Raw genomic sequence first — 11,939 nt, 5'->3', positions numbered from 1 at the left:
CCGGGCTGCTCGACGCGGCCCGCGAGGCGTTCGCGCCGTGCGGGGAGACGGGGCTGGACAGCCCGTTCGCCGGGACGTACGTGCCGCTGGAGTTCCACGGCGAGCGGGCCGAGGTGACCGCGCTGATGGTGGAGATCCGCCGGGACACCTACATGAGCGAGCCGGGCGGACCGGCGGGGCCGGGACTGTCCCGGCTCGCCTCGGCGCTGGGAGCGCTGGTGGACGCGGTGACGCGCTGACGTCCCGGAGGGGCGTGAAGCCCGCGACGCCCGCGGGGGCGTGCCGACGCCGCCCCCGCCCCGGGGCTCAGGCGCGCAGCCACTCCGTCACGACCACGTCCCCGCCGGTGCGCAGACGGAGCGCGAACGGACCGGAGGGCGGGGTGTCGGCGGTGAAGCGGCCCATGTCGTCGGCCGTGAGCGGGGCGCCCGGCTGCGGTCCGCCGAGCACCTCGATACGGGCCGGCCGGGGCGGCAGCAACTGCCCCATCAGGCCCTGCCCGGTCACCTCGACGTCGACGGTGACCTCGCCCGCGCTGAAGGTGAGCATGCGCGGCGCGTCCATCGCTCCCCTGACCGGGATGGCGTCGACCAGCGAGTCGAAGGTCAGCTCGGCCACACGGGCGTCGAGGTCGTGCAGCGCGTAGGCGTCCACGGCGGTCTGCAGCAGTGCCGGCGGCAGCGGGTCCAGCACGGCGGCCGCCCGGCGGAGTTCCTCCTCCAGCAGTTCGGCGTCGAGGTCCTCGCCGTCCGGCTCCGCCGCTGCGGGGTCCTCGTCGAACGCCGCCCCACCGTTCATGCCGTTCATGCCGTGTGCGTCGTCCGTGCCGTGTGCGTCATTCGTGCCGTGTGCGTCGTCCGTGCCGTTCATGCCGCCCCCCGTGCCTCGAGCCGGGCCCGCAGCCGGCGCAGACAGCGCTGGCGCAGGGGTCCGATGCTGCCCACCGCGATACCGAGCGCGGCGGACACCTCCTGATAGCTGGGCGGCGGTGAGGCGATCAGGACGCGCAGCAACTGCCGGCACCGCTCACCCAGTTCCTCGAACTCCTGCCACAGCCGCCGTACGCGTTCGCTCTGGGCGGCCGCCTCCTCCGCCTCCAGCAGCGACTGCTCCGGCGCGCCGTCCTCGCTGACCCGGTCCAGCAGGTGCGGATCGTCCGTCAGCATCAGCCGGCGCGCGTTGCGGTGCACCTTCAGGCATTCGTTCCGCGCGGTGCTGGACAGCCAGGCGCCCGCCTTGTCCGGTTCACGGATCCGCCCCAGGTGCTGGGCGAACCGGAACCACACGGTCTGGTAGACCTCGTGCGCGTCGGCGTCGGAGAGCCGGTGCGCGCGCACCACGGACCACACCAGTGGGCCCAGCCCTTCCACGATCGCCTTCCAGGCCGCCGCGTCTCCGTCGGCGGCGGACCGGACCAACGCGCCGACATCGGTACGCTCCACGGTTCCACCCCTCGTGTACGGCACGTCATCGTACGCCGCGGAGGGAGCGGCTCCGGTCCTCATGCCCGTACGGAGGGGAGCGAGGCCCCCACCGGGCGCCAGGTGGGCGGCAGGAGCGCGGGGACGTGCGCCCCGCGCACCTCGGCGAACTCGGTGTTCGCCTCCAGCAACTGCCGGCGGGCCTTGCGCGGGTCGGTCTGCGCCTGCGCGGTCATGTGGGCGGCGACCATGCCGACGGCGACGGGAGTGGCGAACGAGGTGCCGCTCCACTGGGCAAGCCCTTCGAACATCACCTGGTCCGGCTTGGCGGACCCGTCCTCCTCGCTCAGCACGCCGGTGTGGCGCGGGTACCGGCAGGTGCAGGCGTAGGAGAAGCCGTAGCGGCAGGCGTCGTAGGTGGAGTGCTGGTACACGTACGGGACGGGGGTGTCGAAACCGGTGAGGGCGCTGACGAGGCGCTCGCCGGGGGCGTAGGCCGACACCCAGGCGCCGTGGTTGCTGAAGCAGGCGCCGAACTCGCCGTCGGCGCGCAGCGCGCCGACCGACAGCACGGCGTTCTCGTAGCCGGGCAGGCTCGCGTAGGCGGCGGGCCAGAACGGGGTGGCGCTGCCGTTGTTGCCGGCGGCGGCGACCAGCAGGGTGTGCTGCTCGCGCAGCTCCTGCATGAACGCGTCAACGCCGAGGAGGCCGTCGGTGCGGCCGTTGGAGGTGCCGGCGGAGAGGCTGATGACGTCCGGCCAGCCGTCCCGGTCGACGGCCTCGAAGAGCTTCTCGCCGAACTCGGACTCCAGGACGGCACCGGCGTCGTTGAGCGTGCCGCGGACGGTGATGTCGGTGTTGGGGGCGACGGCGGCGACGAGGCCGGCGATGAACGTGCCGTGTCCGCAGTACTGCTTCAGGACGCCCTCGCCGTCGCACTCCTCGACCTGGGCGTCGCCCCGGGTGTGGGCGAGCAGCGGGTAGGAGCGGTGGTCGTGCATGAGACCGGTGTCGATGACGAGGACGCCGACCGCGCTGTCCGGGTCGTGGGCGGCCTCGGCGGCGGCCGGGTTGGGCCGCTCGCCGACCGGCACGGGCACGGGCTCGTCGCCGGGGCAGGCGTTGACCGCGATCGACACCACGTGGTTGCGGCTGATCAGCCGGCGTCCCGCGCGGCCCTCGGTCGCCGAGAGCGCGCGCAGCGCGCCCGCGACCGCCGGGTCGCCGCTGCCGTCGCCCTGCCCCGGGTCGGCGACCCGGATGCGGGTGATGCCGGAGCGGTTGGTCTCCGGGCTCGTCCGGCGCACGTGGTCCGGGGCGAGCCCGGCGAACGTGGTGAAGTGCTGCCGCACGGTGTCCTCGACGACGCGGGCCTCCTCGCCGTCGCGGGCGAGGACGACGCCCTTCTCGTAGAGGAACTCCCCCGCGTCGTCCGGTCCCATCGCCAGGGGGACGTCGGGCATCGAACGCTGGATCTGATCGAACTGCTCGCGGAATCGCTGTGGTGCCATGGCGTGTCCTCCACTGGGGCGACGGCGGCCGGGGCCGCGGACTGTCCTGAATCAGAGCCCTGAGACGGTCGTTTGATACAACGTCACCTCTGTGGGGCGCGGTTGCGGAGCACTACCATCCGTAAGGTGACAGCGGGAAGCGAATCGGTGCCGGAGCTGCTGCCGATGGTGTTCGCCGCCCCCGGCGAGGCCCTGGCGAGGGCGGAACGGGTGCTGCGCGACCGCCCCCCGCCCCTGCACGCCTCCGTCGCCCACCAGGTGATCGGCATCTGGCAGCGGGACTTCGGCGACATGCGGCTCGCCCTGTCCCATCTGCGGCGGGCCCGGGACTGGGCGGCGCGCGCGGACTCGGCCGAGCGGGAGGCGGACGTCCTCGCCACGCTCGGGGTCGCACTGGTGCACGCGGGGCGCACTCGGCAGGGCATGGACGCCCTGGGCCGGGGGGTCGAGCGCGGCACCGGCCACACCCGCGCGCGCGTGCTGTTCCGCCGGGCGTACGCGTGGTGGGTGCTGGGCCACCACCAGGACGCCCTGGAGGACGTACGGCGGGCGGTCCCCGTGCTGCGGCAGGCGGACGACGTGATCTGGACGGCACGCGCGCTGACCCTGCGGGCCACGGTGCACCTGGCGCTGGGCTCGGTGGAGCGGGCGGACGCCGACTTCACCGCGGCCGAGACGCTGTGGGACACCACGGACCAGGAGCACGACAAGGCGGACGCGGTGGAGAGCCGGGGGCAGGCCGCGTTCCGCTCGGGCGACATCCCGGCGGCGCTGAAGCTGCTCGACGAGGCGGAGGAACGGTACGCCAAGCTGGGGACGCCGACGTTCATGCTGAACATCCGGCGGTGCGAGGTGCTGATGGCCGCCGGGCTGGCCGCGGAGGCGCTCGCCGAGGCGGACGCGGCGATCAGGACGCTCGACGGGATCGGCGGGCAGTCCACCCGCAAGGCGGAACTGCTGCTGGCCGCCGCGCGGGCCGCCCGGCTGGCGGACGACCCGCAGACGGCGATCGCCCGCGCGGCGCTCGCGGTGAAGCTGTTCGCGGGGCAGCGGCGCAACTGGTGGGAGACGCACGCGCGGCTGGTGCTGATCGAGGCGCGGCACGCGGCCGGGCGGGGTTCGGGACGGCTGGTCGCGGACGCGGCGGCGGTGGCCGAGAGGCTGGTCGCGCTCGGCGCGCCGGCCGCGCCGGAGGCGTCGCTGCTCGCGGGACGGATCGCGCTGGACCTCGGCTGGACGGCGGACGCGGAGCGGCACCTGGCGGCCGCCGCGCGCAGCAGGCGCAGCGGGCCCCCGCTCGCGCGGATGACGGGCTGGGCGGCGCAGGCGCTGCGCGCGCGGGCCGCCGGGTCCGCGCGCGGTGTGCTGGAGGCCTGCCGGCGCGGCCTCGACGTGCTCGACGACCACCGGATGACGCTGGGCGCCTCGGAGTTGCGGGCCCGCGCCACCGCGCAGGGCGCGGAGCTGGCCGCCCTGGCCCAGCGGGCCAGCCTGGTCTCGGGCGGACCGCGGCGGCTGCTGGTGTGGAGCGAGCGCTGGCGGGCCACCGCGCTGTCCGCGCCGCCCACCCGGCCGCCCGCCGACCCCGCGCTGCTCAGCGGCATGACCGCCTACCGGGAGATCGCCGCCCGCGCGGAGGAGGCCCGCCAGGAGGGCAAGCCCGTACCGGCGCTGGAGCGGGAGCAGCGGCGCCTGGAACGGGAGATCCGCTCGCGGACGCTGCACATGCGCGGTGCGGCCCCCGACGGCGGGGACCGCTTCGACGTCGGCCGGCTGCTCGGGCGGCTGGACGAGGGGGACGGCGGACAGCTGGTGGAGCTGGCCGTGCTCGACGGGCGGGTGCACGTGCTGCTGTGCGGGCAGGGGCGGGTGCGGCGGTTCGAGGCGGGGCTGCTGGCCGCGGCGGAGACCGAGGCCGAGCACGTGCAGGCCGGGCTGCGCAGGCTGGCGCACCCGGGGGCGGAGGCCCGGCTGCCGGTGGTGGAGGCCGCGGGCCGCCGTCTGGAGGAGCTGTTGCTGGGCCCGGCGGCGGCGCACCTGGGCACGGGTCCGGTGGTGATCGTGCCGCCGGGGCGGCTGCACCGGGTGCCGTGGGCGCTGCTGCCGTCGCTGCGGGAGCGGGTGCTGAGCGTGTCGCCGTCGGCGAGCAGCTGGCTGCGCGCGAAGGAGACCGCGCCGCCGCCCGGGGGCCGCCAGGTGCTGGTGCGCGGGCCGGGTCTGGCGACCGGCGGCGCGGAGGTGTCCGAGCTGGCCGGCCGCTACGGCGGCGCGACGGTCCTGGAGCACGACGACGCGACGGTGCCGCGGGTGCTGGCGGAACTGGACGGGGCCGCGCTGGCGCACATCGCCGCGCACGGCGCGTTCCGCGCGGACGGCCCGCTGTTCTCCTCGCTGCGGATGGCCGACGGGCCGCTCATCGTCCACGACTTCGAACGCCTGGACCGCAGTCCGTACCGGATCATCCTGTCCTGCTGCGACACCGCCCGGTTCGCCACCGTCGGCGCCGACGAACTCCTCGGCCTGGTGACGGCGTTGCTGCCGCTGGGCACGGCGGGGGTGGTGGCGTGCAGCGCGCCCGTCAACGACGCCGCCGTGGTGCCGCTGATGCTCGCGCTGCACCAGGGGGTCGGTGCCGGGCTGTCGCTCGCCCAGGCGCTGCGCGACGCCCGGGCCGCGCTGCCCGGTGACGCGCTGCACCAGGCCACCGGGTGGGCGTTCTCGGCGTTCGGGGCGGCCTGAACGGGTGCTTCACGCCGACTGCGCCCGGGCCGGTTCCATCAGCCGCGGCAGGGCGCCGCGGTCACCGGCGCCGAGACGGGCGTAGGCGCCGTACAGGTGGTTGCCCACCGTGCGGACGGACAGCGTGAGGCGTTCCGCGATCTGCCGGTTGCTCAGGCCCGCGGCGGCCAGGGTGACGATCTGCCGTTGCCGTGCGGTGAGTTCGCCCAGCACCAGTCCCGCGAGTGCGGGGGTGCGGGCGCCCTGGCAGCGGCGGGCGAGGGCGACGGCGCGGGTGCGTGAGGTGCGGGCGGCGAGCGGGTCCCGGTGGGCCCCCGCGGCCTGGGCGTGCGCCTCGGCGGCGAACAGCAGGAAGCCGCGCCGCCGGAGCTCCTCGGCCGCCCGGTCCAGTGCGGGTCCGTCGGCACGGGCGAGGGCGTCGGCGTGGTCGGCGAAGACGCCGTCGAGCCGGCCGGCCGCCCGTTCGGGGGTGCCGAGACGTACGGCGTCGTAGGGGTCGCCGCCGTGGGGGTCGCCGCCGTGGGGGTCGCCATCGTGGGGGTCGCCATCCTGGGGACGCTTGTCGCAGAGGTCGCTGCCGCAGGGCCCGCCGTCGTAGGGACCGCCGTCGCAGGGGCCGCCGCGCGGCCCGACCGGGTCGGCCGGCCGGGTCCCGGTACGGGCGAGTTCCGCGCGGCAGGACGGGTCGTCGGGAGCGCTGCGCAGGCCCTCACGGGCCCATGCGGCCGCTTCCCGCAGTTCGCCGCGCAGCCGCGCGTACCGGGCGCGCAGGGCCGCGTACCCGGCCGGGACCGGTACTCCCTCCGCCACGAGCCAGTCCCCCACGGGCGCCGGGACCACCGTCACGTCGGCCCGTTCGATCCGCCGGGTCAGTTCCGCCGACTCGGCGGCCAGGGCGGGGCCGTACTCCTCGGGCGCGCGGGCCAGTCGGCGGGCCCGCAGTCGGCCGGCGGCGGCCCGCAGGACCGGGCCGTGCAGGGCGTGGGCGAGCCGCACGCCGAGGGGGGCGCCTGCCGGCCGGGCGGAGCCGGGACCCGGGGGCGGTTCGTCGACGTCCACCAGGCCCTCGCTCTCCAGGCGTTCCAGGGCGGCGAGGTCGAGGTCCTCCGGGTCCGGCGGCAGGGGTTCGGCGAAGGCGAGGCGGTCGAGCGTCTCGCGCTCCTCGGGGCGGACGCGCTCCAGGAGGCGGGCGGTGTGTTCGCGCACGAGCGGGGTCGACGGCACCGGCCCCCGCCACGCCCAGGCGTCGGTGCCCGGGGCCCGGGTGAGCCGCCCGTGCCCGCACACCGCGGCCAGGAGTTCCCGCAGCAGCCGCAGGTCCCCGCCGCACAGACGGTGCAGCCGGTTCACGGTGAGCGGCTCCAGGGGGCGGTGCGCGTCCGCCTCGAGCAGCCGCGCGGTCTCCTCCCGGGGCAGCTCGGGCAGCGCCAGGCGGGGCAGCAGCTCCCCGGTCCACAGCCGCGACACGGCGGCGGGCACCGGCTCGCCGTCGGTCACCACGACCAGCAGCCGGGTGCGTCCCCGCACGGCGAGCTGGTGGACCAGGGCGGCGGAGGCGTCGTCGAGCAGGTGGGCGTCGTCGACCAGCAGCGTCCGTGTCCCGGACAGGAGGTGCAGCGCGCGGTGCAGGGTGACGGACTCGGGCAGCAGGGGGGCGAAGGCGGCGAAGGGGAGGTCCCGGGTCCGCGGCGTCCCGGTGACGTGCGCGCAGTCGGTGCCCCGGACGGCCTCGGTGACGAGCCGGGTCTTGCCCCGGCCCGCCGGGCCGGTCACCACCAGGCCGCGCCGTACGCCGGTCAGCGACCGCCGCACCAGGTCGAGTTCGTCCTCCCGGCCGGTGAACGGCCAGGGGGGACGAAGCGTCGTCGCGTCCTTCTCACCGGGCCCGTACGGCTCGTACGGTCCGGTCGCTTCCCGTCGCCATGTCGTCGTCACATGAACAGGAGCGCCGGTACTCACCTCTGATACAGGGCCACTTGAGCAGACCCCGACTCAGGCGCCCCGGTCCGGTGGCACGGCAGTCTGTGGCCCATGACCGCTCGCCACTGCTCGCTGCCGCCGCAGCCGGCCCCCGCGTATCCGCCGGGCCTGGCCGCCGAGCGGCTCGGCGCGCTGGTCGCCGGGCGGCGGATGTGGGTCAACGGCACCGTGCTGCACTACTGCTTCTTCCACGGTGACACCGACGGATCGGTCATCGCCGTCCCCGGGACCGGGCGGACCCGCTGGGTTTCCTGGGGCGGCGCGAAGGAGCAGCAGGACGTGGTGCGCGAGTGCTTCGAGGAGTGGCGCGGCCTCGGGATCGGGCTGGCCTTCACCGAGGTCCGCGACCGCTCCGAGGCGGAGCTGCGCATCGGGTTCCAGCTCGGTGACGGTTCCTGGTCGGCCGTGGGCAGGGACGCGCTCCGGGCCGGCGTGCACGACCGCACCATGAACTTCGGCTGGGACCTGACCGCGCCGGGTGAACGCGCGACGGCCCTGCACCAGATCGGGCACGCGCTCGGGATGCTGCACGAGCACCAGAGCCCGTACGCCGGCCTCCACTGGGACGACGAGGCCGTGTACGCCGAACTGGCGGGTCCGCCGAACCACTGGAGCCGGGACCGGACGTTCCACAACGTGCTGCGCAGGATCGGTCCGGACGAGGTGAACGGCTCCGTCTGGGACCCGCAGTCGATCATGCAGTACACCGTGCCGCCGGGGCTGATCCTGGAGCCGGAGCAGTACCGCGGGGGCGTGCATCCGCCGGGCACCCTGTCCCCCGGCGACAAGGAGTTCGTGCTCCGCTGGTACCCGCCGGCCGATCCGCCGCGACCGCCCGCGCTGGTGCCGTTCCGTTCGGTGCCGCTGGGTCTGGGCCCGGGCGAGCAGGCGGACTTCCGCATCGATCCGCCGGAGACCCGCGACTACACGGTGGGCACCTTCGGCGACGGCGACACGGTCGTCGTGCTCTTCGAGGAGCGGGACGGGGAGCCCCGCTTCCTCGCCGGCCACGACGACGGGGGGACCCCGCGCAACGCGACGATCGCGGCCCGGCTCGTCAGGGGCCGCCGCTACTACGTCCGTGTCCGCCTGTACTCCGCCCGGGGTTCGGGCGAGACGGCGGTCATGTGCTGGTGACGGCACGACCGACCGCACACGGACGCCCCGATCCACTGTCCGGCGCCGGGGGAAGCGGCCGGATCCGTCACCTTCGGGGGAGGGTGACGGATCCGGCCCGTGCCACGGGCCGGTCCCCGGACGACGAGAGGTCCTCACGGGCTCTCGCCCGTGAGGACCTCTCTCACCGTCGGGACGACAGGATTTGAACCTGCGACCCCTTGACCCCCAGTCAAGTGCGCTACCAAGCTGCGCCACGTCCCGATGTGTGCACGCGGTGAACCGCGTGATCACGAGGATCAACATTACCTCATACGGACGCACCGGGGCGCCGGGGCCGCCCCGGCTCGGACCGTGAAGGCTTCCGGGGGCGCCGAGGGCCGCCGGGGCGGCTCAACCGTCGCTCCGGCCGCCGTACACGTCGCCGACGATGTGCTCGGCGATCGCCAGACTGGCCGTGGCGGCCGGTGAGGGCGCGTTGCGGACGGCGGTGACGCGGCCCGCGGTGTGGATGCGGAAGTCGTCGACGAGGGTGCCGTCCCGGTCCAGGGCCTGGGCGCGGACGCCGGCACCGCCGCGGACGACGTCGGCGGTGCCCACCTCGGGCACGTACAGCCCGGCGTCCTTCATGAAGGCCGCCTTCGACAGCGAGCCCCGGTACTCCTTCAGGCCGGTCCGCCAGTGCCGGGCGGCCATGCGCCAGACACCGGGGTGGGCGGCCAGGCCGGCGAGGTCCTTGAAGGAGATCCTGCCGAGGCTGTAGCCCTCCCGGGCCAGGGCCAGGACGGCGTTCGGGCCGACCTCGACGGAGCCGTCGACCCGTGGGGTGAAATGCACGCCGAGGAAGGGGTAGCGGGGGTCGGGGACCGGGTAGAGGAGGCCGTTGACCAGGTGGGTGCGGTCCGGCCTGAGCAGCATGTACTCGCCGCGGAACGGCACGATCCGGGGGTCGCCGCCGTCCCCGGCCAGCCGGGCCACCGTGTCCGAGTGCAGACCGGCGCAGAGGATCAGGCGGTCGACGCGCACCCTCTCCGGGCCGTCGGCCGGGGAGGCCCCCGCCGGTGTGCCGGCCACCTCGATGCCGCCCGGGACCCGGGTGACCGAGGTGACCGGGAAGCCGAGTCTGACCTCGCCGCCCGAGGCCTCGATGTCCCGGGCGAACGCACGGGCGATCGCCCGGTAGTCGGTGATCGCGGTGCGCGGGGAGTGCAGGGCCGCGATGCCGCCGGCGTGCGGCTCGATCTCCCTGATCTCCTCCCGGGAGATCTTCCGCAGCTCGGGCACGTGGTTGTTCCCGGCCCGTTCGAAGAGGTCCTCCATCCGGCCCAGTTCGTCCTCGCGCACCGCCATGACGAGCTTGCCGATCTCCCGGTAGGGCAGTCCGCGCTCCTGGCAGTACTCGCGCAGCAGGGACACGCCCCGCACGCACAGAGCGGCCTTGAGGCTGCCCGGGGAGTAGTAGATGCCGGCGTGGACCACTCCGGAGTTGTGTCCGGTCTGGTGGACGGCGACCTCCCGTTCCTTCTCCAGCACCACGACCCTGGTGCCGGGGCGGCGCAGGGCGATCTCCCGGCCGGTGGCCAGGCCCACGATGCCGGCACCGACGATCCCGACCGTCTCGTCAGCCACGGGCGTCCTCCTCGTTCCTCATTGTCCTTCGTCGCCTCCCTCGAGTCTCGGACACGCGGTTCGGGCACCGGGGCGGACGGCGACGGTCCGGCCCGGGGGAAGGGCGACGCACGGCTTCCGAACGCACGGCTTCCGGCGGCTCTCGCGCCCCCTGGCGGTCCGCTCCGGGTCGGCCCACCGGGGAGACGGCGCGGGCGGCGGCACCGCCGGAGCGCTCCGTGTGCGCGGTGACGACGAGAGCCGGCCGGGGCGGGGCGTCGGGCGCGTCGCCGTGGGGCGTGCTCGCGTCTCCTCGGTGACGGGCGGGTGCCCGCCCCGCGTGCCGGTGAGCCGCGGGTCAGCCGCGCAGCGCCTCGATCACGCTGGCGAGGTGGGCGCGGACGGCCTCCTCGGCCGCCCGCGGGTCCCTGGCCCGGATCGCCTCGATCATGGCCAGGTGCTCGTTCAGGGACTGCTGCGACCGCCCCGGCCTCAGCGCCAGCTGGAAGCGGTGGCGCACCAGTTGGGCGTTGAGCCGCTCCAGCAGTTCCACGGCCGTCCGCTGACCGGAGAACTCCCGTACGCGGGCGTGCAGTTCGTGATTGAGGTCGGAGTAGGTGAGCGGTTCGCCGTCGGCCACGGCCTTGGTCATCGCCGCACCCAGGTCGGCCAGTTCGTCCAACTGCTCGTCGGTCGCCGCCACGGCCGTCTTCGCCGCGCAGAGCCCTTCCAGCACCATCCGGCATTCGGTGATGGCGACCGCTTCCTCCACGGTCACCACCCGCACCCGCGAACCGCGGTTGCGGATCCGCTCGACCAGTCCCTGCGCCTCCAGCTCGATCAGTGCCGCCCGGATGCTGGCCCGCGTCACACCGAACTGCTCGGCGAGTTCGTTCTCCACCAGGCGCTGGGCCGGTGCCATCTCACCCTGCAGGATCGCCTGCCGCAGCCGGGCGAGCGCATGCTGCTTGGCCTGCTCCCCGGAGCTCGGACTGGCTTGGTTCGGCATCGTCGCTCTCCCTGAATGAGTGGCCGTCGAACCTACATCCGACGAAACACAATTGTCAACAATTTTGTTCGTCGCCCCCTGCGGGCGCCGCGGAGCCGTACCCGGGCGGTACGGGGCCGGCGGGCGGACGTCAGGCGGGGGCCGCGGTGGTCCCCCGGATCTCCAGCGTCGGCGCCACCAGGTGGAGTTCCCCGGTGCCGCCGGGTGTGCCGAGCCGGTCGAGGAGGAGGCGGGCCGCGCGGTGGCCGACCTCGTGGCTCGCGTTGTCGACGGTGGTGAGCCACAGGTGACGCAGCCGGGAGATGCTCGTGTCGTCGTAGCCGGCCACGGACAGGTCCCGCGGGACCCGCAGTCCCAGCTCCTCGGCCGCCGACAGGACGCCCACGCAGGTGATGTCGTTGACGGCGAAGACGGCGGTGGGGCGGTCGGGGCGGTTCAGCAGCCGGACGGTGGCGCGGTAGCCGCCCTCCTCCGTCAGGTCGCCGGTCTCCACCACCGCCCGGCCCGCCAGGCCGTGGTGACGCATCGTCGCCTCGAAGCTGCGCCGGCGCAGCT

Annotated in this window: 9 protein-coding genes, 1 tRNA gene and 1 pseudogene; 3 read left to right on the top strand and 8 right to left on the bottom strand. The window is 75.1% G+C overall.

What is annotated here, in order from left to right; all coding sequences use genetic code 11:
- A pseudogene (locus tag B7L92_RS42740) lies at positions 1 to 239 on the top strand (N-formylglutamate amidohydrolase); the annotation flags it as partial.
- A gap of 67 nt (positions 240 to 306) precedes the next feature.
- On the opposite strand, the gene B7L92_RS27320 reads toward B7L92_RS42740, so the two are convergent.
- The 3 genes from B7L92_RS27320 to B7L92_RS27310 all read right to left on the bottom strand — a co-directional run bounded on the left by B7L92_RS27320 (position 307) and on the right by B7L92_RS27310 (position 2,932).
- Complete coding sequence (locus tag B7L92_RS27320) at positions 307 to 798, bottom strand: hypothetical protein (protein ID WP_081240029.1); 492 nt, start codon at positions 796 to 798, stop codon at positions 307 to 309.
- Between the two features lie 68 nt (positions 799 to 866).
- Positions 867 to 1,442, bottom strand: coding sequence for an RNA polymerase sigma factor (locus B7L92_RS27315; protein WP_004980085.1), 576 nt, complete (start codon positions 1,440 to 1,442; stop codon positions 867 to 869).
- A gap of 59 nt (positions 1,443 to 1,501) precedes the next feature.
- Positions 1,502 to 2,932 carry a S8/S53 family peptidase gene (locus B7L92_RS27310; protein ID WP_081240028.1) on the bottom strand — a complete coding sequence of 477 codons (1,431 nt, stop codon included), beginning with the start codon at positions 2,930 to 2,932 and terminating at the stop codon, positions 1,502 to 1,504.
- Positions 2,933 to 3,097: 165 nt separating this feature from the next.
- On the opposite strand from B7L92_RS27310, the gene B7L92_RS27305 reads away from it, so the two are divergent.
- Positions 3,098 to 5,671, top strand: a complete 2,574-nt coding sequence (locus B7L92_RS27305) for a CHAT domain-containing protein (protein ID WP_255311162.1) — start codon at positions 3,098 to 3,100, stop codon at positions 5,669 to 5,671.
- Positions 5,672 to 5,680: 9 nt separating this feature from the next.
- On the opposite strand, the gene B7L92_RS27300 is transcribed toward B7L92_RS27305, so the two are convergent.
- Positions 5,681 to 7,606: a LuxR family transcriptional regulator AbsR2 gene (locus B7L92_RS27300; RefSeq protein ID WP_081240026.1), complete on the bottom strand. Its 1,926-nt coding sequence runs from the start codon at positions 7,604 to 7,606 to the stop codon at positions 5,681 to 5,683.
- Positions 7,607 to 7,702: 96 nt separating this feature from the next.
- Here B7L92_RS27300 and absR1 point away from each other — a divergent pair, with 96 nt between their 5' ends.
- Entirely contained in the window at positions 7,703 to 8,788 is a 1,086-nt protein-coding gene (gene absR1, locus B7L92_RS27295) for a beta-glucuronidase AbsR1 (protein ID WP_081240025.1), read from the top strand.
- Positions 8,789 to 8,957: 169 nt separating this feature from the next.
- On the opposite strand, the gene B7L92_RS27290 is transcribed toward absR1, so the two are convergent.
- The 4 genes from B7L92_RS27290 to B7L92_RS27275 all read right to left on the bottom strand — a co-directional run.
- Positions 8,958 to 9,031: transfer RNA gene (locus B7L92_RS27290), tRNA-Pro, on the bottom strand.
- 129 nt (positions 9,032 to 9,160) lie between these two features.
- Positions 9,161 to 10,396 carry an L-2-hydroxyglutarate dehydrogenase gene (gene lhgD / locus B7L92_RS27285; protein ID WP_081240024.1) on the bottom strand — a complete coding sequence of 412 codons (1,236 nt, stop codon included), beginning with the start codon at positions 10,394 to 10,396 and terminating at the stop codon, positions 9,161 to 9,163.
- A 337-nt stretch (positions 10,397 to 10,733) separates the two neighbouring features.
- Complete coding sequence (locus B7L92_RS27280; protein ID WP_081240023.1) at positions 10,734 to 11,384, bottom strand: GntR family transcriptional regulator; 651 nt, start codon at positions 11,382 to 11,384, stop codon at positions 10,734 to 10,736.
- Positions 11,385 to 11,514: 130 nt separating this feature from the next.
- A partial coding sequence (locus B7L92_RS27275; RefSeq protein WP_143626383.1) for a LacI family DNA-binding transcriptional regulator occupies positions 11,515 to 11,939 on the bottom strand: 425 nt, incomplete at its 5' end.

This window comes from Streptomyces viridosporus (genome assembly GCF_002078235.1).
Taxonomy (GTDB): Bacteria; Actinomycetota; Actinomycetes; order Streptomycetales; family Streptomycetaceae; genus Streptomyces; species Streptomyces viridosporus.
This window is presented reverse-complemented; position numbering and strand designations above follow the sequence as displayed.

Coding starts and splice junctions, on each gene's coding strand:
- B7L92_RS27280 (WP_081240023.1), bottom strand. CDS start 11,384: ATGCCGAACCAAGCCAGTCCGAGCTCCGGGGAGCAGGCCAAGCAGCAT.
- B7L92_RS27305 (WP_255311162.1), top strand. CDS start 3,098: ATGGTGTTCGCCGCCCCCGGCGAGGCCCTGGCGAGGGCGGAACGGGTG.
- absR1 (WP_081240025.1), top strand. CDS start 7,703: ATGACCGCTCGCCACTGCTCGCTGCCGCCGCAGCCGGCCCCCGCGTAT.
- B7L92_RS27310 (WP_081240028.1), bottom strand. CDS start 2,932: ATGGCACCACAGCGATTCCGCGAGCAGTTCGATCAGATCCAGCGTTCG.
- B7L92_RS27320 (WP_081240029.1), bottom strand. CDS start 798: ATGAACGGTGGGGCGGCGTTCGACGAGGACCCCGCAGCGGCGGAGCCG.